The organism is Streptomyces sp. NPDC033178 (assembly GCF_055577685.1).
The window spans coordinates 209,746-229,727 of the sequence record NZ_JBVIPT010000014.1; the positions used below are offsets into that span (position 1 = coordinate 209,746).

The window sequence follows — 19,982 nt, forward strand, 5'->3', positions numbered from 1 at the left end:
GTACATACCAAGCCGATTGAGTGTCCCGCGCAGACCCCCCATTTTCCGGCCGCCGCTTCCGGCGCCGTAGCGCTGCTGAAAGGGACCCCAACCGACATGCGGATGCATCGCCCCCTGCTCGCCCTCACCGCCGCCGGAGCGGCACTCACCTCCGTCCTGGCCGCTCCCGCACACTCTGCGGCGGTCCCGACGGGAGGAGTGTTCTACGTGCAGAGCGCTGTCACCGGCCTGAACGCCGCCGACAGCGGGGGAGCGGTCGTCCAGCGCAACCCCAAGGGCAACGAGGACCGGCAGCAGTGGACGCTCCGGTCGAGTGGCGCGTCGTACGTGCTGGAGAGCACCGACACGGCGGGCAGTTGCCTCGGCCGCTCCGGCGGCCAGGCGAGAACCGTGGCCTGTACGAGCGGCGACGCCCCGTGGGAGATCACGGCGACGGGAACCGACCAGTACCGGCTCAAAGTCCCGGGCGCCGACCAGTACTTGACGGTCGCCACGAAGCCGTCCGGCTCCAACTACCCCGCCCAGCTGGCCCTGGGCGGCGCGGGGAACCTGTCCTCCTGGTACCTGACTCCCACGACGTCACCGACCTCCCCGATGCCGTCCCCGGACCAACGCACCCTGGACCAGGTCACGTTCCTCACGTCCCACAACGCCTACGCGAACGGTGTCGACGGCGGATTCGCGCCACCCTTCGTCAACCTCGTCCCCAACCAGAGCCGGGGAATCAACCAGCAACTCACCGACGGCGTACGCGGGTTCATGCTGGACATCCACCAGACCTCCGACGGCGCGATCCTCTGCCACAACAGCTGTACTCTCGTCAGCCGGCCGGTCGCGCTGTGGGTGGACATCCAGCGCATGGTCGACTACCTGAGGGCGAACCCGAACGAGTTCGTCACCGTCTTCCTGGAGGACTACGTCGACCCGGGCGTCCTGCGCAGCGAACTGGCCCGCGTGAACGGCCTGTCCGACGTGCTGTACCGACCCGACCAGACCGGCGTCCGCACGAACGGCTGGCCGAAGATGTCGGACCTCGTCGCGGCCAACGACCGCCTTCTCATCTTCACCGACCACAGCCGCTCCGCCGACCAGTCCGCCGGACTCACCCGCGACAGCTTCGGCGTGATGTACCAGCGCGAGTGGACCGTCGAGAACTACTGGTCCATGGGCTCCGGGCTCGGCGGCTCCGACTGGTCCTGCTACAGCCGCTGGTACGACGCCAACACCAACGTGCCCCTCACCGCCACGGCGCCGCCGTTCCGGCCGCTCTTCGTCATGAACCACTTCCGTGACGCCGCGATCGCCTCCACGGCCACCACCGACAACACCAAACTCACCGACCGGGCCCAGCGCTTCTGCCAGCCCGCCGCCCGCAAGAAGCCCAACTTCCTCGCCGTGGACCGGTACGACCTCGGGAACCCGGCGGCCGCGGTGTCGACGCTCAACGGCTACACGTACTGACGCCTCTCGCCGAGTGGGCCCGTCGCCGCGTTCGCGTAGCGGCGGGCCAACTGCGCGAAGGCGTCCCTGAGTTCGGCTGGGCCGACGACCTCGATGTCGGCGTCGAACCTGCCGATGTCGGCGGCCAGTCCGGGCCACGACCACGAACCCAGGACCAGCCGGCAGCGGTCCGGGCCGAGTTCCTCGACGACTCCGTCGCGGGAGTAGCGGGACACCTCGGCGGCGGGGAGATCGAGGATCACCTCGCCGCGGCAGGGCCAGTCGACCGAGCCGTCGGAACCCCGGAACCGGCCCGCCACGAAGGCGGCCACATCGCCTCCGGGCAGCTCGCGCGGGGTGAACCGCGGCCCTGAAGGGACTCGCGGGGTGATCCGGTCGGCGCGGAAGGTGCGCCAGTCCTCGCGGTCCAGGTCCCAGGCGACGAGGTACCAGCGCCCGCCCCAGGTGACGAGGTGATGGGGCTGTGCCCGGCGCGGTGCGGTCATGGCGGGATCGCCGTCGCCCGCCCCCGGTGGGGAGGCGTAGTCGAAGCGCAGCACCTCGCGCGCGTGGACGGCGGCGCCGAGTGCCATGAGTACGCCACTGTCCACCTGCGACTCCGGTCGGTCGGCGGACCGGCCGACGGCGGTGACCTGGAGCATGTCGATCCGGCGACGCAGGCGCCCGGGCATGACCTGCCGGACGGTCGTCAGCGCACGCGCCGCGGCCTCCTCGATGCCGGCGCCGGTGGTCGTGGCGATCTGGAGCGCGACGGCGAGGGCAACGGCCTGCTCGTCGTCGAACAGCAGTGGCGGCAGATCGGTTCCGGCGTCGAGCCGATAGCCGCCGTCGGGCCCCTTGAAGGCCACGATGGGATAGCCGAGCTCGCGCAGCCGGTCGACATCGCGCCGCACGGTACGCGGACTGATGTCCAGCCGCTCCGCCAGCAGCGCCCCCGGCCAGTCCCGGCGCGCCTGGAGCAGCGAGAGCAGTGACAGCAGTCGGGCTGATGTCTTCGGCATGACACCCATACTCCCCCGAGAAGAGGACACTTCCTGGCCGCTTCTCCTGCGACTGTCGTTCTCGTACCGAACAACGAGAACGAGGCAGAAGGACCGATCACTGTGACCGCCATGACCACGCCCCCCTCCACTCCCGACGCCGAGCGGGCCGACCTGATCGCCGCGCTCGCGACCGCGCGGGCCGCCCTGACCAGCACCGTGCGCGGGCTCACCGACGAGCAGGCCGGTGAACGCCCGACCGTCAGCGCGCTGTGCCTGGGCGGGCTGATCAAGCACGTCGCCTCCATCGAGGAGGGATGGCTGCGCTTCGTCGTCGACGGCCCGGCGGCGATGCGCCACGACCTGCCCGACGGTGTCACCTGGGCCGACTTCGCGGCCGGCACCGCACGCGAGTTCCCGCAGTGGATGATCGACCACCAGAACGACTTCCTGATGCTGCCCGGCGAGACGCTGGCCGGGGTCGTCGAGCGCTACGAGCAGGTCGCCGCCCACAGCGAGAAGATCATCGCCTCCGTGCCCGACCTCTCGGCGACACATCCGCTCCCGGAGGCGCCCTGGCACGAGCCGGGAGCCGTACGCAGTGTGCGCCGGGTGCTGACACAGGTCATCGCCGAGACCGCCCAGCACGCCGGGCACGCGGACATCCTGCGCGAGACGCTCGACGGGCAGAAGTCGACCTGACGCAGACGGATCCGGACCGGGTCGGGCCATCGCCCCGACCCGGTCCCGACCTCGGAATCCTGCACGCATGCGAAGTACGCATTCGAAGGGAAGAGCGCACCATGAGGTTCGGCCAGGCCCTGGGGGCGACCCGATGACCGTTCTCGACGCCCGGGCGCTCAACAGGGCAACGCTGGCACGGCAGTTGCTGCTCGACCACGCCGACATGCCGGTGCTCGACGCCGTCGCGCACCTCGGCGGTCTGCAGGCGCAGGAACCGCAGGAACCGTTCGTCGGGCTCTGGTCGCGGCTGCGTGCGTTCGACCCGGCAGTGCTCTCGGATCTGCTGACCGGGCGGAGCGTGGTGCGCACCCATCTCATGCGCCGAACCGTCCACCTCGTCACCGCCGCCGACGCCCTGGCCTGGCGGGCCCGCCACGACGCCATGCTGCGCCAACGGGTACTCGGGGTCTACCGCGGTGAACTCGCCGGAGTGGATCTCGACGAACTCGCGGCTGCGGGCCGGGCCGTGATGGCCGACGGCGAGCCCCGCTCGATGACCGAACTCGCACGAGCGCTCGCCGACCGCTGGCCGAAGCCGGGACCGCGGCCACTGGGCGAAATGCTGGTCGCCGCCCTCATCCCGATGGTGCAGCTGCCCCCGCGCGGGCTGTGGCGCACCCGGGCGGGCGTGCGCAACGCCCCGCTCTCCTCCTGGCTCGGGCGCGAGATCGACCCACCGGCCCCGGACGGCTCCGACCCCGTGGGGCAGGACCTGGTGCGGCGCTATCTGGCCGCGCTCGGCCCCGCCGCCTCGGCCGACCTGCGCGCCTGGTGCGGTCTCGCCGGACTGCCGGCCGCGATCACCGCCGTACGCGAGGAACTGGTGAGCTTCCGCGACGAGCGGGGCCGGGAACTGCTGGACCTCCCCGACGCACCGCGCCCCGACCCCGAAACCCCCGCCCCGGCGCGGTTCCTGCCCGCGTTCGACAACGCGATCCTCGGGTACCACGACCGCGGCCGGATCATCGACGACGCCCACCGCGGTCTGTCGGTCGCCGGCGCGCGTGTCGTCCTGGTCGACGGCCGGGTCGCCGCGACCTGGACCGTGGAGGCGGACACCGTGCAGGTCACCCCGCTGCGCCGTCTCTCCCGGGCCGAACGCACCGATGTGGCCGAGCAGGGGCGGGAGTTGGCCGCGTTCCTCTCCGACGACGACAGCGATCGTGTACGGATCGCCGCGTCCTCCTGAGGAGCGACAGGAGTGCTGGGAGTGCTGGGAGCGCCCCACCCGTGAGTGACGCGGGTCCATTCGCGACCCGCGTCACGGCACCGTCGTACCGCTCAGGTCAGCCCAGTTGCGCGTGCAGGAAGTCCACCGTGCTCCGCCAGGCCAGGGCCGACGACTCGGGCTCGTGGACCTCGGGGCGGCCGTCGTTGAAGAAGGCGTGGTCGGCGGGGTAGACGCGGAAGTCCGGGGTGATGCCGGACTGGTCGCGGATCGTGTCGCGGAGCGGGGCGAGGGAGTCGACGGGAATGGCCGAGTCGCGTTCGCCGTAGTGGCCGAGGATCTGAGCCTTGAGGCCGGAGAAGTCGGGGGTCTCGCCCTGGATGACGCCGTAGAAGGGGACGGCGGCGTGGACGCGCGGGTCGGTGGCGGCCTGGTAGAGGACGAAACCGCCGCCCATGCAGAAGCCGACCGAGCCGACGGTCCCGGAGGTGACCTCGGGCATCGCGAGCAGATGGTCTACGGCGCCGGAGAGCAGCTCGACGCCTCGCGCCACGGGCAGGTCCTGCATCATGCGGAACGCCTCGGTGCTGTCGTGGGCGACATTGCCGCCGTACAGGTCGGGAGCCAGCGCCACGAAGCCCTCCTTCGCCAGGCGCTCGGTGACGTCTGCGATGTGGTCGGTGAGGCCCCACCACTCCTGGATCACGATGACGCCGGGCCCCTGTCCGGAGGGCGGCAGCGCCAGATAGCCGTGCGCGGTGGTGCCGCCGCTTGGGAACGTGACGTTCTGGTGGGCGGGGGCTCCGGTCGACCTGGGCGTCTCGGACATGGTGTGTCACTCCTGTCGCTTGATCTTGACTCCAGCATGCAGGAGGCGGGTACGGCGACGGCACGCGGCCCCCTGCCCGGGCAGGCATCGCGCGCCACCGACCGAAGCGACCTTGCCGGACCACTCCTTCCGATGCCGTATCCTCGCGTGTTACGTATAACCCTCCGCGTACGTCCCCCCCCCGACCTTCCGAGAGGCTCCGATGAAACGCGTCGCCCTGGTCACCCTCGTCGTCGACGACTACGACGAGGCGATCCGCTTCTACACCGAGGCCCTCGGATTCCGGCTCGCCGAGGACACCCCGCGACCCGACGGATCCCGCTGGGTCGTCGTGGAGCCGGACACCGGAGGGCACGGCACCGGCCTCCTGCTGGCCCGGGCCAAGGACGAGGCACAGCGCGGCCGGGTCGGCGACCAGACCGGCGGACGCGTCGGCTTCTTCCTGCACACCGACGACTTCGCCCGCGACCACGCACGGATGACCGCGGCGGGCGTCACCTTCCTGGAGGAGCCCCGGCACGAGACGTACGGCTCGGTCGTCGTCTTCCAGGACCTGTACGGAAACCGGTGGGACCTGCTGCAGCCCGCCGCGCCCGACCCGCAACACGCCGCTCCCGGCGAAACCGCCGAGTGACCAACACTCCCCACCCACCGACAACCTGCCGAGGAAACACCGCATGACCGCGTCCCGCATCGACATCGACACCATCCGACGGCTCCCCAAGGCCGTCCTGCACGACCACCTCGACGGCGGCCTGCGCCCCACCACGCTCGTCGAACTCGCCGACGCGGTCGGCCACACGCTCCCCACCACCGACCCGGACGAGCTGGCCGCCTGGTACTACGAGGCGGCCAACTCCGGTGACCTGGTCCGCTACATAGCCACCTTCGAGCACACCCTCGCCGTGATGCAGACCCGCGAGGGCCTGCTGCGCACCGCCGAGGAGTACGTCCTCGACCTGGCCGAGGACGGTGTCGTCTACGGCGAGGTGCGCTACGCCCCCGAGCTGATGCTGAACGGCGGGCTCGCCCTGCCCGAGGTCGTCGAGACCGTGCAGGAGGGCCTGGCCGCCGGTATGGCGAAGGCCGCGGCCGCCGGCACCCCGGTCCGCGTCGGCACCCTGCTGTGCGGGATGCGGATGTTCGACCGCAGCCGCGAGATCGCGGACCTGGCGGTGACGTTCCGGGACGCGGGCGTCGTCGGCTTCGACATTGCGGGCGCCGAGGACGGCTTCCCGCCCGCCGACCACCTCGCCGCCTTCGAGCACCTGCGCGTCGAGAACGTCCCGTTCACCATCCACGCCGGCGAGGCCCACGGCCTGCCCAGCATCCACCAGGCCCTCCAGGTCTGCGGCGCCCAGCGCATCGGCCACGGCGTCCGTATCACCGAGGACATCGTGGACGGCAAGCTCGGCCGCGTCGCGGGCTGGGTGCGTGACCGCCGTATCGCCCTGGAGATGTGCCCCACCTCCAACCTCCAGACGGGCGCGGCCACTTCGATCGCCGACCACCCGATCACGCACCTGCGCGACCTGGGCTTCCGCGTCACCCTCAACACCGACAACCGGCTGGTGTCCGGCACGACCATGACCCGCGAGATGTCCCTGCTTGTCGACGAGGCGGGCTGGACCCTCGACGATCTGCGCACGGTCACGGTCAACGCCCTGAAGAGCGCGTTCATCCCCTTCGACGAGCGGGCCGCCCTCATCCGGGACGTCGTCCTGCCGGGCTACGAGCTCTGAGCACCCGAGGCCGGCCGGACCACTCGGCGGTTCCGGCCGGCCTCTTGCGTGTTCTCACGCGTCGGGCACCCAGTTCCCGTGGAAGCCCATCGGCACCCGTCCCGGCAGATGGATCCGGGCCACCGGCTCACCCGTGAAGTCCTGGGCGGACAGGATCAGCAGATCCGCCGCGCCCCGGTCGGGATTGTGCACGTACGCCAGCGTGTAGCCGTCGTCCTCGGCCGCCCTCGCGTCCGTCGGGTCCGAGGCCACGAACACCGCCTCGCCCACCGCCGCGTTCCGGGGCAGCCGGTGCACCTGCGAGGTACCGCGGAGCAGGTCCTGCTTGACCAGCTCGCTGCTGAAGGCACGGTCGGGCGGGTTCCCGTCGGCCGCCACATACGCCAGCGACATCTCGGCGGCGGCCGTCGTGTAGCCGTACCGGTGCCTGCGCGCGACCAACGCCTCGTTGACGCGCGGGAACTCCTGCGGCCGGTCGTCCAGGACCTTCGTGCGTACGCGGCCCCGGTCGCGGTCGATGGTCCAGCGTTGCAGCCGGACGGTCCCGGCTCCGTAGGGCCCGCCGGAGCCACGCCCCGCGACGAAGAAGGGCGCCGGATAGGCCGTGAAGTCGACGACCACCGACGACCCCTCGCCGTACGCGTTGAGGGTGTGCGAGTAGTACGTCGGCTCCACCTCGAACCAGCGGACCCGCCCGCCGGCCCGCGGCATGACGCCGACCCGAGACGGGTGCCGCTCGTTCCACACGTACGGCACGAGGTCGCCCCGCTCGGCGCCCGCCGGGTCGAAGGTGACCGGCATGTCGAAGATGACGACGTACTTCTCGGTGAGCGCGAAGTCATGGATCATCGGGCTGTCCGACACCGGGATCCTGGTGGTCCGGACGACCCGCCCCGCGGCGTTGACCACCAGGTGCCGGATGTGGTTCCAGGTCGGGTAGTACGTCATCGCGTGCAGCTCGCCCGACTCCGCGTCGAGCTTGGTGTGCGCCGTGAACGCGCCCTCCAGGGTGCCGCGGAAGTCGTACGTGCCCACCGTGTTGAGCTCGTAGTCGAGTTCGTACGGCGGCGGGCCGCTCTCCTGGAGGGCCAGGACCCGTCCGCGGTGCCCGATGACGTGGGTGTTGCACGGGAAGTCGTCCGGCGGCACCGGTCCCGGGTAGGGCTCGCCAAGCTTCTCGGCGACGCGGGAGGAGCGGACCCAGCGGTTGCGGTACCACTCGGCGCGGCCGTCCCGCAGCCGGACGCCGTGCACCATGCCGTCGCCCTGCATCCAGTGGTGGGCCCGGGGGTCCTCAAGGCCGAGGACGTTCGGCCCGTTCCTGAGGTAGCGGCCGTTCAGCTCACGCGGGATCCGCCCGGTGACGGGGAGACCGAAGGCGGTCAGCTCCTCGGTGACCGGGGCGAACGCCCCCTCCAGGAACGGGAAGTGGCGCCCCTTCGCGGTGGCGGGAGCACCGGCGGCGAGTCCTCCCGTCGCTCCTACGAGTCCGCTCGCCGCCGCGATGGCGGCCGCCCCGCGCAGTACGTTTCGTCGGCTGTGCTCAGTCATCTCCGCACTCCCGTGCCGCAGTCGTCGTGATCGATGTGCACGAGTCTGCGGCGGGGGACCGGGCCAGGTCAGGAGTGCTGGAGCCCCTCCCGGGGTGGAGCCAGACCCCCTGTTTCGAGCAGTGACATGAGGGCCCGGGCGGCCGGACTGGTCGCCTCCGGGGGCGGCAGCATGGCGACGGTCTCGTACGGCGTCTCGGTGTCGGCCTTGAGGGGGAGTGCGGGCAGGGCCCGCCGTTTGTGGGCGAAGTGGCGCGGCACGACGGCGATGCCGAGGCCCTCCTCGACGAGGTCGAGGAGGCTGTGCACGTCGTTGACCTCCAGGGCGACCGTGCGGTGCACACCCGCCGCCGCGAAGGCCGCGTCGGTCGTGCGGCGCGGCCCCCAGTCGGGGTGGAAGTCGACGAAGGGCTCGCCGCCGAGTTCGTCCGGGGTGACGGGCCCTCCGGTGGCCAGCCGGTGTGAGGGATGGCAGAGCACGGTCATCGGCTCGCTGGTCAGGGGCAGACAGCGGAGCTGTTCCGTGTCGGCGCGGGTCGTCACGGCGAAGGCCAGGTCCAGGCGGCCCGCGGCGACGTCCTCGGCGAGCGCGCCCGAGCCGGCCTGCCGCAGCCGGATCTCCACGTCCGGATGCTGCCTGCGGAACGCGGCCAGCAGCTGTGCGACGGGCACCCCGGCGATGCACTGCTCGGTGCCCAGCGAGAGCGTGCCGCGCAGCACGCCCTGTACGGCGGCCACGGCGTCCTGGGCGGCCCGGACCTGCGCGAGGATCCGCTCGGCCTCGGTCAGCAGGGCCCGGCCGGCCTCGGTGAGCGTGACGCGGCGGGTCGTGCGGACGAACAGCGGGGCCCGCAGCTCCCGCTCCAGTGCGCGGATCGATGCCGACAGACCGGACTGGGACACCATCAGGCGTTCCGCTGCCCGGGTGAAGTGCTGGTCCTCGGCGACTGCGACGAAGTGCTGCAGGTGGCGCAATTCCATGATTGAGAAGCGTATCCGCTGAATCCCATCCGATTCTCCTGTTGGACCGCTGCCGAGCGGGCAGGCGAGAGTGGACACCGGTCCACTCCGTACCGACCCCTCTGGAGAACGCGTTGTACACCGCACACACCGACCGTTACGCGGACATGCCCTACCGGCGCACGGGACGCAGCGGCCTGAAACTCCCCGCGCTCTCCCTCGGCCTGTGGCACAACTTCGGCCCCGACCGGCCCGTGGACACCCAGCGCGCGATCCTGCGCCGGGCGTTCGACCTGGGCGTCAGCCACTTCGACCTGGCCAACAACTACGGGCCCCCGCCCGGCGCCGCCGAGTCGGCCCTCGGCGAGGCGCTCAAGGCCGACTTCGGTCCGTACCGCGACGAGCTGGTCATCTCCACCAAGGCCGGATACCTGATGTGGCCGGGCCCGTACGGCGAATGGGGCTCCCGCAAGTACCTGCTGTCCTCGCTCGACCAGAGCCTGGGCCGCATGGGCCTCGACTACGTCGACATCTTCTACTCCCACCGCCCCGACCCGGAGACTCCCCTTGAGGAGACGATGGGCGCGCTGCACTCGGCGGTGCAGCAGGGCAAGGCGCTGTACGTCGGTGTCTCCAACTACTCGCCGGCGCAGACCCGCGAGGCGGCCCGCATCCTGGGCGAGCTGGGCACCCCGCTCCTCATCCACCAGCCGCGCTACTCGATGCTCGACCGGCGTCCCGAGGAGGAGGGGCTCCTGGACACCCTCGACGAGCTGAAGGTGGGCTCCATCGCCTACTCGCCGCTGGAGCAGGGCCTGCTCACCGGCCGCTACCTCGACGGGATCCCGGAGGGTTCGCGGGCCGCGAGCGACAGCCCCTTCCTGAGCGCCGAAACGGTGACCGAGGACCTCGTCGGCCACCTGCGCGCCCTGGACGACATCGCCAAGACCCGCGGCCAGTCCCTGGCCCAGATGGCGCTGGCCTGGGTACTGCGCGGCGGCCGGGTCACCTCCGCCCTGATCGGCGCCAGCAGCCCGCAGCAGCTGGAGGACAGCGTGGCGGCCACGGGCAACCTGGACTTCTCGGAGGACGAGCTCACCCGCATCGACGAGATCGTGCGGCAGGCGTCCCAGGCCTGAGTACCAGCGACGGACTGACTCCCGAGCCGTGGGCGAGGGGTCAGTCCGTGACGCGTTCCTCCAGTCGCACGGTCACGGTGTCCCCAGCCTCCTTGCCGATCGCCTTGCGGACGTCGGCCTTCACGGGAAGCTTGTGGGTGCCGTCGCCGAGGGCCATGAACGAACTCCGGAAGGGATGGCCGTCGATCGTCCCGCGGACCTTGACCAGGCCGCGTGTGCCGAAGAATCCGACGGACTCCGGCCAGACGAGATAGGTCCAGCCGCCCTTTTCGGGGCTCTTCAGAAGTTCCGCGGTGAATTGCTGGTCCAATTCGGTGTTCGTGCTCATGACGTCCTCCGCTGTCCCGGTGGTCTTTCCCGGCCCGGTGGCCTCTCCTATACGAGACCACCGGGCGCGGCAGAACTCATCGCGGCAGCCGTGTCACGCCCCGGCGGGCACCCGGTCCAGGAATCCGTGCACGCTCCGTATCCGCCCGTCGTCACTCAGGGTGATCACGTCGAAGCCGGCGACCGGCGCCGAGCCGTCCGCGACGGCGACCAGCTCCCAGCCGAAGCGGGCGAGGTCGTGGTGCCCGTCCACGGCGCCGGTGAGCCGGAACTCGAATCCGGGGAACTGCTCGTGGGCCGCGGCGATCACGGCCGCGATCCCGTCGTGCCCGCGGACGTCGGCCAGGGGGTCGGTGTACGTGCCGTCCGCGGTCCAGGCCGCGGTCACGGCCTTCGTCAGAGCCTCCTTCCCGCCCGCGTTCCAGGCGTCGAAGTAGCGGGCGACGGCGGTTTCGTAGCGGTCCTGGTTCGCGGACATGGGCGATCAGCCTCCATCGAGGTCGTACGTGCTCGTACGTACTGGTCAGGGCCCGGATCGGACGTTGTCGGGATCCGGTACCGCAACCATGCCGGGCGTCGTCGGACCCGTCGATTACCCCTCGGGTAATGCCTGCTGACGCCTCTCGGGTGATGCCCCCGGAGGACCCTGATCTCCACGGCCGTGTCATTTCGGCCAGTCATCGCGGTGAATATGCCAGGAGACTGGCTGGAATGGCATGGTGACAGTGTGTCAGGAGTGGCGATACTTGAATGCTAGGGCTATTCACAGCCCTCAGAACGGCTCGGGAATCGCCGGGGGATCACCCGGCGGACCGACCGAAGAACAGCGCCATCGTGCACCACCAGCGAGCCGCAGGAAAGAGAGGCCGGACCGGCAGCAAGCGGATGCAATGGGGGAGCGATCGTGCACGACGAATTCCTTTGCCATGTCACCGCGTACGGAGTGTGCGGAGGCATGTGGGTCGGTGTACCGCTCGGCACCTACCGGGCACCCACCCTGGCGCTGGCCATGTGGTGGTTACGGGACCGGGCGTCATGGATGGCCGAGCGCCTCGATCCGAACCCCGACGCCCCGTACTTCCCGCCGAACTCGATGATGCCCGTCTCGGCCACGGCACCCGACGTACCCGGCGTGCTGCGCGCGTGGTGCGGCGACATCTTCCAACAGGAGCTGGCGGCCGAGGAACTGGCCGCGGGACATCTGGTCCGCATCGCCACGAGTGACGACACCACCGAGTACGAACTGCTCGCGGAGTCCGTCGACGCCCTGCGCATGCAGCGCACCCTCCCCTACCTGTCCATGCCGGCCGCCTGATCCCCGCTCCCGGCGGAGCCGCTCGGGCACGGCCCGTCCCCCCCGGCCGGGCGCAGCAGGCGCGCATGTGGACGAATAGCTAGAATTCAGGCATGGGAGAGCGTTCAGCGGCGCCCGAACTCGTCCTCGAAACCGAGACGGGGTCCCTGGTGATGACCCCGAACCACGACTATCACGTCGGCCGCGACCCGCTGAGCGACATCGTCATCGACGACGCCCGGGTCTCCTGGCACCACGCGGTCCTGCGGCCCAACGCAGATCACTGGACGCTCTGGGACGAGAACAGCACGAATGGTACGTACGCCGACGGCCGCCGCGTCCACGAGTGGGACGTCGGCCCCGGCAGCGTCATCCGCTTCGGCAACCCCGCCGACGGCCCGAGCGCCGTGCTCGCCGACCGGCCCCCGCCCGCCCCCGAGCGCCCCTCCTCGGTCTCCCTGCCCGCCGCGACCGGCACCTTCCGGCAGCCCACGACGGTGCGCCCGCTGCCCGCCCGCATGGTCCGCATCGGCCGCGGCGGCGACAACGACCTGGTCGTCGACGACCTGATCGTGTCCAGACGGCACGCGGAGCTGCGCGCCATGCCGGACGGCACGTACGAGATCGTCGACCTGGGCAGCCACAACGGCACGTTCCTCAACGGGCAGCCCGTCACCCGGTCCCCCATCGACGCGGGCGACATCGTCGGCATCGGCCACTCGGCGTTCTGCCTGGTCGGCGACGAGCTGCAGGAGTACGTCGACACCGGCGAGGTCTCCCTCGACGTGCAGGACCTGTCGGTCGCCGTCGACAAGGGCCGCAAGACGCTCCTCGACCGGGTCTCCTTCCCCGTCGGCGAGAAGTGCCTGCTCGCCGTCGTCGGGCCCAGCGGCGCCGGAAAGTCCACGCTGCTCAACGCCCTGACCGGCCAGCGGCCCGCCGACCGGGGCACGGTCCTGTACGACGGCCGCGACCTGTACCGCGACTACGCCGAGCTGCGCCAGCGCATCGGACTCGTACCGCAGGACGACATCCTGCACGCCCAGCTGACCGTCCGGCGGGCCCTCACCTACGCCGCCCAGCTGCGCTTCCCGCAGGACACCGCGAAGGCCGAGCGCCGGGCCCGGGTCGACGAGGTCGTGCGCGAGCTGGGCCTGGAACAGCGCGTCGGGCAGCCCATCCACAGCCTCTCCGGCGGCCAGCGCAAGCGCGTCAGCGTGGCCCTGGAACTGCTCACCAAGCCCTCGCTGCTCTTCCTCGACGAGCCGACCTCCGGCCTCGACCCCGGTATGGACCGCTCCGTGATGCACATGCTGCGCGGCCTCGCCGACGACGGGCGGACCGTCATCGTGGTCACCCACAGCGTCCTCAGCCTCGACGTCTGCGACCGGCTGCTCGTCCTCGCACCCGGAGGCAAGGTCGCCTACTACGGGCCGCCCGACGAGACCCTCGCCTTCTTCGGCTACGAACAGTGGCCCGAGGCGTTCGAGGCCTTCGAGCGGGACCGCGAACGGGACTGGGCCGGCGACTACCTGGCGTCGCTCCAGCACCGCCAGTACATAGTCAACTCCACCGCCCAGCCACACATGGGCCAGGCCGCCCCGGCCCCGGGCACGGTTCCCCGCCCGCCCAAGGCGCAGAGCTGGGGCTCCCAGCTGGGCACGCTCGTGCGGCGGTACGCGGCCGCGCTCAGCGCAGACCGTACGTTCCTCGCCATCATGATCGCCCTGCCGTTCGTGATGGGTGCCATGGCCAGGGCCCTGGCCGGCAGCAAGCTGACGCAGGAGACGGCGATGAACGCGCTGCTCATCCTCTGCGTCGGCGGAGTCCTCACCGGCGCGGCAAACGCCGTGCGCGAACTGGTCAAGGAACGGGTGATCTACCAGCGAGAACGGGCCGTCGGCCTGTCCAGATCGGCGTACCTGATGTCCAAGGTCGTCGTCCTCGGCACGATCACCGTCCTCCAGGCCGTCGTCCTGACCCTGGTGGCGCTGCTCGGCGTCGACCTGAACGCACCCGGTGGCGAGGGCGTGCTCATGCCGCCCCTCGCCGAGATCACGGTCGCCGTCGCTCTGCTCTCCTTCACCGCCATGATGCTCGGCCTCCTCGTCTCCGCCCTGGTGCGCAAGGAGGAGGTCACGATGCCCCTGCTCGTGCTCCTCGCCATCGTCCAGGTCGTGTTCTGCGGCGCGCTGCTGAAGCTCGACGGCGTCCCCGGCATCGAGCAGCTGTCCTGGCTGGTGCCGTCCCGGTGGGCCCTCGGCGCCATGGCGGGCACCATCGGCCTGGCCCGGCTCGTCCCTGGCGACCTGACCGCCGACCCGCTGTTCAAGCACTCGGCGGGCGTGTGGCTGCTCAACATGGGAATGCTCGTCGTCCTCTCGGCCGTCTTCGGCTATCTGGTCGCCAGGCTGCTGAGGCGGCACGAACCCGAAGTCATGCGGAAGTAGCCCGCAGGAAGCAGGCGCGATGACGACGACCGAGGACTTCCGCCCCACGCACGTGGTCCCGCAGGACGGCCTGCCGGCCTGGGAGGCCCCGGACCCGACCAGGCCCACCGTGCCGCTCGACGCCCTCCTGCCGGTCCGTCTCGTCGAGCGGCGCGGTGACTGGGGGCACGTCCTGTGCGCCAACGGCTGGTCCGCGTGGGTCGACGGCCGCCTGCTGCTCGCCGTACCGCAGGAGCCGCCCGCCGCCGGACAGCCGCTCGCCCGCACCGCCGACCCGCGCCCCCTGCTCGCCCGCGTCGAGGAGACGCTCGGCCGCTACCGGCAGACGGTCGAGGAACTGGCGGCCGGACGCCTCGACGGCGAGGAGTTCCACGGCCGCACGCAGGGCATGCGGGTCGGGATCGTCGTCGACGGCGAGGCCGTGTGGCTGTACGAGGCCGAGCACGAGCGGTGGGTGTACTGCGACGGCAACCGGCTGAGCACGTACGCGACTCCAAAGCCGGTCGAGGACGGACCGGAGCCCCATGACGAGGCCGGACCCGAGCGGCCTGCCGCGGCCCGCCCCGAGCCGCCCGCCTCGGCCAGACCCACACCGCCCGCGTCAGGCGACCCCGAGCCTACCCAGGTCGTGCCGGGCATCGGGCCGGAACCGACGAAGGCCGTGGGCAACACGGATCCGGAACCGACACAGGTCGTGGGCAACACAGGTCCGGAACCGACACAGGTCGTGGAGAACACAGGTCCGGAACCGCCCGAGCCCGGGGAAGACCGCAGCCACGCCCCCACCCGGCTCGTCACGGGTGACGGTGACGGCTGATGCCGCACGACACGAGCCTGTACTCGGGGCGGCCCTCCGATCTGATCGGCAAGCAGATCGCCGGCTACCGGATCGAGCGCGAGGTCGGCCGTGGCGGCATGGCCGTCGTCTACCGCGCCAAGGACCTGCGCCTGGACCGCACGGTCGCCCTGAAACTGCTCGCCCCGGAACTGGCCCGCAACGACACCTTCCGGAAGCGCTTCACGCACGAGTCACGGGTGGCCGCCGCGATCGACCACCCGCACATCGTGCCGGTCTTCGAGGCGGGCGAGACCGACGGCGTCCTCTACATCGCCATGCGGTACGTCGCCGGTCGCGACCTGCGTCATCTCCTGGACCGCGAGGGCCCGTTGCCGATAGCGGACGCCACCCGTATCGCCATCCAGGTGGCGTCCGCGCTCGACGCCGCCCACGACCACGGCCTGGTCCACCGGGACGTCAAACCGGGCAACATACTGGTCGCGGCGGGCACGGACAGCGACCATCCCGAGCACGTCTACCTCACCGACTTCGGACTCACCAAGAAGTCGCTGTCCCTGACCGGGTTCACGACCGTCGGCCAGTTCGTCGGCACGCTCGACTATGTGGCGCCCGAGCAGATCTCCGGGCGGCCTGTCGACGGCCGCTGTGACGTCTACAGCCTCGCGTGCGTGGTTCACGAGACCCTGACGGGCCGTCCGCCCTTCCAACGGGACGACGACATGGCGCTGTTGTGGGCGCACCAGTACGACCAGCCGCCCGCGCTGACCTCGCAGCGGCCCGAGCTCGCCGAGCCGGTCGACGGGGTCCTGGCGAAGGCCCTCGCCAAGAGTCCCGACGACCGGTACGAGTCGTGTCTTGCCTTTGTGACCGCGTTGCGTGCGGCTGCGACGGGCGTGGCCGCCGGTCATGCGCCCACGCAGGTGGATATGCGTGCCGTGGACGGGCCTCGGCGTCCGGGGCCGCCGCCTGAGCCGCCGGGGTGGGCCCGGCCCGTGTTTCCCGGCTCGGCCCGGTGAGGTTCCGCCTGGGACGGTGGGTTCGCGCGGGCCGATGTGAGGTGCGGGGAAATGGGCTCAGGGCTTGTTGAGCCGCAACTCAGTCCTTGCTCAGGAGCAAGTGAGCCTGCGGGAAGTCGCGTTTGGCATCCGGCGGGGCTGTCTGTCGCAGGCGGGCCGTCTCGGTGAAGCCCGTCTCGCTCAGCAGGGCCGCGACGCGGTCGGGGGACCAGTGGTAGGCGAGCGCCACCTTGTGGTCGAAGGACTCGGCGAGCTCCGAGGGGTCGTCGTGGGCCTGGAAGGCGAGCAGCAGGCGGCCGCCGGGCGTCAGGACTCGGTGGAACTCGGCGAATACCCGCGGCAGTTGCTCCGGAGGAGTGTGGATGATCGAGTAGCGGGCCAGGGCACCGCCGAGGCTACCGTCCGCCAGGTCCAGGGCGGTCATCGAACCCACCTCGAACCGCAGCTCCGGATGGGCCGCCCGGGCGATCGCGATCATCTCCGGCGACAGGTCGACGCCGGACGCGTCCAGGCCGAGCGAGTGGAGTAACCCGGTCACATGGCCCGGTCCGCAGCCGAGGTCGGCGACCGGGCCGCCGCCGTCCGCCCGCACGAGGTCGGCGAACGCCATGAGCATGGCCCGGTCCAGTGGATGCTCCTCCAGACCGTTTGCGAAGAGCTCGGCGTAGAGGGCGGCCATGGAGTCGTAGGCCGTTCGGGTGGTGCGCAGGAAGTCTGGTTCGATCATGGGTGCGTACCGTAGTACGCCCCACTGACATCAGGCCTTCGGGTTCTCCACCTCGCCGTGGTGACGTACGCGCGAGGCGAGCAGTGCGCCCACGAAGCCCGTGACCAGGCCCCAGAGCAGGGCGAGGCCGATCGCCCCCCACAGCCGTGGCCGCAGGAAGAGTTCGCCGGACAGCCCGCCGCCGACGTCGCCGATGCCGAGCAGGGACAAGCCGTAGTGCGCGTCGATCCGGCCGATGAGGCAGACCGTGAGCACCGTGAGGGCGAGCGCCACGGCCATGTGCACGGCGTGCTGCCAGGCCCGCGTCCGGGCCGGTGAGCGCTTGGCCATCAGGAACGCGACGGCCAGCAGCAGCACGGCGTTGACAACCACGAGCCACCACACCCTGCCGTCCTGTTCGGAGAGCGTGCGCAGATTGAGGGTCGAGATGTCGGGCGTCCGCAGCACGCTGTCCAGCACGCGCGGCATCGGCAGCCCGAACGGCCCCTCGACGCGACCCTCCCAGGAGGCGCCGAGACCGATCGTGAACACCAGCCAGACGAGGTTCGGCAGCCCGAGGAGGACCACGGCGAGCGTCTCCGGCGCACGATCGCGGCTCACCGCCACCACCAGCGCGATGACCACACCCAGGGCCACGAAGGCGAGCAGCAGTACGACCATGGCGTACGCGGCCGGCCGCACCGACTCCTGGAAACGCAGCAGCCGGGGCGGGAGCGGGGCCCTGGGCGAGACGAGCAGCGCGATGACGAGGACGCCCGCCAGCCACAGCAGGCCGAAGGCCAGCGTCACGGGCACGTCGGCCTTGAAGCCGACCCGGGGCGACGAGGCCCCGAAGATGTCACCGATGTCGGAGAGCGTGCCCTCGCCGAGCGAGATCGCAAAGGTCTGACGGGCCGACAGCGCCAGACCGGTCAGCGCGAGCAGCCACAGGACGGCGATTCTCGCGGCCCAGCCCGCCAGTTCGGGGGCGCCCGCGACGGCCCGGTGCCGCAGTGGCCGGAGGAATCCGGCGGCGACGACCAGGACACCGGTGAGGGTGACCGACAGGGGAGTGACCGACATCCCCGCCTTGGTCTCGGCGAGCGCTCCGGCGTCTCCGGTGAGTTCGATCGAGCCGCCGACCGCCACCACCACGGTGGCCGCGACGACCCGGGGAAACGCACCGTCCGGCAGGTCGGCGGCCCCGGCGGCCCACAGGCCGAGCGCGGCGACCACGACCATGGCGACCAGCCCGGCCAGGACCGTCACCAGGGCGTGGACCCAGCCGTGGCGGGCCACTGCCTGGTCGGGGGCTGTCTGGAGGCTCACCCTGCCCACGCTAAGCAGGCCTTCGGCGGCGCGCCCGCCGAGAGGGCCGACCGCGTCGGCTTGCGAGCGGTACGGGACTGGAGCACACAATGGGCTCGTTGTGGAAGAAAGCGGCATGAAGCGTCAGAAGTGCCGCGGGATCCCTACGCCGGGAAGAAGAGCTCGTGAGCGTCGAACCGCCGTCGTCCGGCCGCCCCACAGGGCCGCCCTCCGGCCCCTTGTCGGGGCCGACCCAGCCGAGCCCCACGCCGCCGCCTCCGGGCGACCAGGGCCCCTCGGGGCCGTCGGGTCCTTCGGGTGGCGGATCGGGCGGCGGTCCGTCGGGTCCGTCGGGTCCGTCGGGTGACGGTCAAGGTGGTCCCGGAGGTCCGTCCGGTCCGGACGGACCTGATCAGGGCCCCGGCAAGGGACCCGACCGGGCCTGGTGGCAGTCGGCCCCGCGCGTCGCCGTCATCGCCGCCACGATCGTCGTCGCAGTCACCCTCGTCGTCGTCTTCACCCGTTCGGACGGTGGCACCTCGGGCGCGGGCGGCGGCGAGGTCTTCCTCCAGGCCGCGGGCAAATCGGGCCCCGACCCGTTCACCGAGTCGACCGCGGAGGACAGTTCCGCTCCGCCCGTGACGCCCTCGCCGACGGAGACCGCCGAGTCCGGCAACGTGACGCGGGGCGTGGAGGGTTCGGCGCCCGGCCTCTACGGCGGTACGCGCAAGGTGGCCAGCTGCGACGTCGAGAAGCAGATCTCCGCGCTCCAGCAGGCCCCGGCCAAGAACCAGGCGTTCGCCTCGGTCCTGGGCCTCCAGCCCTCCGGCGTCCCCGCCTATCTGCGCTCGCTCACCCCCGTACAGCTGCGGATGGACACCCGCGTCACCAACCACGGCTACCGCGACGGCAAAGCCACCAGCTACCAGGCGGTCCTGCAGGCGGGCACCGCCGTCCTCGTCGACGACCGCGGTGTGCCCAGGGTGCGATGCGCGTGCGGCAACCCGCTGCTGCCGCCGGTCGCGCTGAAGTCCACGCCCAAGCAGACAGGCGACTCCTGGCCGTCGTACCGGCCGTCGAACGTCGTGGTCGTCGCGCCCGCGACCCAGGTCATCAACGTCTTCGTGATCTACGACCCGGACAGCGGCGACTGGTTCAACCGGCACAAGGGCGACACCGGCGGCAGGGACAAGAAGACGGATCCGCCGACGGACCGGCCCTCTCCGTCCGAGAGTTCGCTGTCGCCGAGCTCCGCCTCGCCGTGCGTGTCCCTGCCCCCGGGCACGACCGCGACACCGGGCGATTCGGTGAGCCCCTGCCCGGAGACGTCCTCGGCCACGCCCTCGTCACCGTCCCCGGAGACCGAGTCGCCCTCGTCCGAGCCGCCGTCGGAGGAGACCTCCGAGTCGGCGCCCGACTCGGCATCGGCCGACATCACGACCTCCAGTCACAGTGCCCCGGAGTCGGCCGCGACCTCCCCGGGGCTGTGAGCGCCGGTCCGCTCCGGCG

19 protein-coding genes are annotated in these 19,982 nt (G+C 71.3%); 11 read left to right on the forward strand and 8 right to left on the reverse strand.

The features are described 5' to 3' along the window. Positions 1 to 96: 96 nt before the first annotated feature. A complete protein-coding gene (locus tag ACZ5VQ_RS31760) occupies positions 97 to 1,461 on the forward strand; it encodes a phospholipase (protein ID WP_469107909.1) in 1,365 nt (454 codons plus the stop codon). On the opposite strand, the gene ACZ5VQ_RS31765 is transcribed toward ACZ5VQ_RS31760, so the two are convergent. Next, positions 1,449 to 2,462, reverse strand: a complete 1,014-nt coding sequence (locus tag ACZ5VQ_RS31765; protein WP_469107910.1) for a helix-turn-helix transcriptional regulator — start codon at positions 2,460 to 2,462, stop codon at positions 1,449 to 1,451. The genes ACZ5VQ_RS31760 and ACZ5VQ_RS31765 overlap by 13 nt on opposite strands. A gap of 102 nt (positions 2,463 to 2,564) precedes the next feature. On the opposite strand from ACZ5VQ_RS31765, the gene ACZ5VQ_RS31770 reads away from it, so the two are divergent. Next, complete coding sequence (locus ACZ5VQ_RS31770) at positions 2,565 to 3,143, forward strand: DinB family protein (RefSeq protein ID WP_469107911.1); 579 nt, start codon at positions 2,565 to 2,567, stop codon at positions 3,141 to 3,143. A gap of 133 nt (positions 3,144 to 3,276) precedes the next feature. Further along, the gene (locus tag ACZ5VQ_RS31775) at positions 3,277 to 4,374 is read left to right on the forward strand and encodes a winged helix DNA-binding domain-containing protein (RefSeq protein WP_469107912.1); all 1,098 of its coding nucleotides are present in this window, start codon (positions 3,277 to 3,279) and stop codon (positions 4,372 to 4,374) included. 97 nt (positions 4,375 to 4,471) lie between these two features. On the opposite strand, the gene ACZ5VQ_RS31780 is transcribed toward ACZ5VQ_RS31775, so the two are convergent. Beyond that, positions 4,472 to 5,182 (reverse strand): dienelactone hydrolase family protein, encoded by a 711-nt coding sequence (locus ACZ5VQ_RS31780; RefSeq protein WP_469107913.1) that lies wholly within the window; start codon positions 5,180 to 5,182, stop codon positions 4,472 to 4,474. Positions 5,183 to 5,384: 202 nt separating this feature from the next. On the opposite strand from ACZ5VQ_RS31780, the gene ACZ5VQ_RS31785 reads away from it, so the two are divergent. Together ACZ5VQ_RS31785 and ACZ5VQ_RS31790 are read left to right on the forward strand one after the other, a co-directional pair. Then, positions 5,385 to 5,816 carry a VOC family protein gene (locus ACZ5VQ_RS31785; protein WP_469107914.1) on the forward strand — a complete coding sequence of 144 codons (432 nt, stop codon included), beginning with the start codon at positions 5,385 to 5,387 and terminating at the stop codon, positions 5,814 to 5,816. A 43-nt stretch (positions 5,817 to 5,859) separates the two neighbouring features. Further along, on the forward strand, positions 5,860 to 6,924 hold the full coding sequence (locus tag ACZ5VQ_RS31790; RefSeq protein ID WP_469107915.1) for an adenosine deaminase: 1,065 nt from the start codon (positions 5,860 to 5,862) through the stop codon (positions 6,922 to 6,924). 54 nt (positions 6,925 to 6,978) lie between these two features. Here ACZ5VQ_RS31790 and ACZ5VQ_RS31795 read toward each other — a convergent pair whose 3' ends face one another. Both ACZ5VQ_RS31795 and ACZ5VQ_RS31800 read right to left on the reverse strand, forming a co-directional pair. Further along, positions 6,979 to 8,475, reverse strand: coding sequence for a carotenoid oxygenase family protein (locus ACZ5VQ_RS31795; protein WP_469107916.1), 1,497 nt, complete (start codon positions 8,473 to 8,475; stop codon positions 6,979 to 6,981). A 68-nt stretch (positions 8,476 to 8,543) separates the two neighbouring features. Further along, the gene (locus ACZ5VQ_RS31800) at positions 8,544 to 9,455 is read right to left on the reverse strand and encodes a LysR family transcriptional regulator (RefSeq protein WP_469107917.1); all 912 of its coding nucleotides are present in this window, start codon (positions 9,453 to 9,455) and stop codon (positions 8,544 to 8,546) included. A gap of 113 nt (positions 9,456 to 9,568) precedes the next feature. Here ACZ5VQ_RS31800 and mgrA point away from each other — a divergent pair, with 113 nt between their 5' ends. Beyond that, entirely contained in the window at positions 9,569 to 10,573 is a 1,005-nt protein-coding gene (gene mgrA, locus ACZ5VQ_RS31805) for an L-glyceraldehyde 3-phosphate reductase (protein WP_469107918.1), read from the forward strand. A 40-nt stretch (positions 10,574 to 10,613) separates the two neighbouring features. Here mgrA and ACZ5VQ_RS31810 read toward each other — a convergent pair whose 3' ends face one another. Continuing rightward, entirely contained in the window at positions 10,614 to 10,901 is a 288-nt protein-coding gene (locus ACZ5VQ_RS31810) for a DUF1905 domain-containing protein (RefSeq protein WP_450646158.1), read from the reverse strand. Positions 10,902 to 10,994: 93 nt separating this feature from the next. Continuing rightward, positions 10,995 to 11,378 carry a nuclear transport factor 2 family protein gene (locus tag ACZ5VQ_RS31815; RefSeq protein ID WP_469107919.1) on the reverse strand — a complete coding sequence of 128 codons (384 nt, stop codon included), beginning with the start codon at positions 11,376 to 11,378 and terminating at the stop codon, positions 10,995 to 10,997. 426 nt (positions 11,379 to 11,804) lie between these two features. On the opposite strand from ACZ5VQ_RS31815, the gene ACZ5VQ_RS31820 reads away from it, so the two are divergent. The 4 genes from ACZ5VQ_RS31820 to ACZ5VQ_RS31835 all read left to right on the forward strand — a co-directional run bounded on the left by ACZ5VQ_RS31820 (position 11,805) and on the right by ACZ5VQ_RS31835 (position 16,459). Continuing rightward, positions 11,805 to 12,215, forward strand: a complete 411-nt coding sequence (locus ACZ5VQ_RS31820; RefSeq protein WP_362084952.1) for a hypothetical protein — start codon at positions 11,805 to 11,807, stop codon at positions 12,213 to 12,215. 92 nt (positions 12,216 to 12,307) lie between these two features. After that, on the forward strand, positions 12,308 to 14,644 hold the full coding sequence (locus ACZ5VQ_RS31825; protein WP_469107920.1) for an ABC transporter ATP-binding protein/permease: 2,337 nt from the start codon (positions 12,308 to 12,310) through the stop codon (positions 14,642 to 14,644). Positions 14,645 to 14,663: 19 nt separating this feature from the next. Next, on the forward strand, positions 14,664 to 15,461 hold the full coding sequence (locus tag ACZ5VQ_RS31830; protein ID WP_469107921.1) for a hypothetical protein: 798 nt from the start codon (positions 14,664 to 14,666) through the stop codon (positions 15,459 to 15,461). Further along, positions 15,461 to 16,459: a serine/threonine-protein kinase gene (locus ACZ5VQ_RS31835; protein WP_469107922.1), complete on the forward strand. Its 999-nt coding sequence runs from the start codon at positions 15,461 to 15,463 to the stop codon at positions 16,457 to 16,459. Before ACZ5VQ_RS31830 ends, ACZ5VQ_RS31835 begins: the two co-directional genes overlap by 1 nt. 79 nt (positions 16,460 to 16,538) lie before the next feature. Here ACZ5VQ_RS31835 and ACZ5VQ_RS31840 read toward each other — a convergent pair whose 3' ends face one another. After that, positions 16,539 to 17,186: a class I SAM-dependent methyltransferase gene (locus ACZ5VQ_RS31840; protein WP_469107923.1), complete on the reverse strand. Its 648-nt coding sequence runs from the start codon at positions 17,184 to 17,186 to the stop codon at positions 16,539 to 16,541. Between the two features lie 30 nt (positions 17,187 to 17,216). Further along, positions 17,217 to 18,494 carry a streptophobe family protein gene (locus ACZ5VQ_RS31845; protein ID WP_469107924.1) on the reverse strand — a complete coding sequence of 426 codons (1,278 nt, stop codon included), beginning with the start codon at positions 18,492 to 18,494 and terminating at the stop codon, positions 17,217 to 17,219. Between the two features lie 164 nt (positions 18,495 to 18,658). On the opposite strand from ACZ5VQ_RS31845, the gene ACZ5VQ_RS31850 reads away from it, so the two are divergent. Next, positions 18,659 to 19,963, forward strand: a complete 1,305-nt coding sequence (locus ACZ5VQ_RS31850) for a DUF6777 domain-containing protein (RefSeq protein ID WP_469107925.1) — start codon at positions 18,659 to 18,661, stop codon at positions 19,961 to 19,963. Positions 19,964 to 19,982 lie beyond the last annotated feature (19 nt).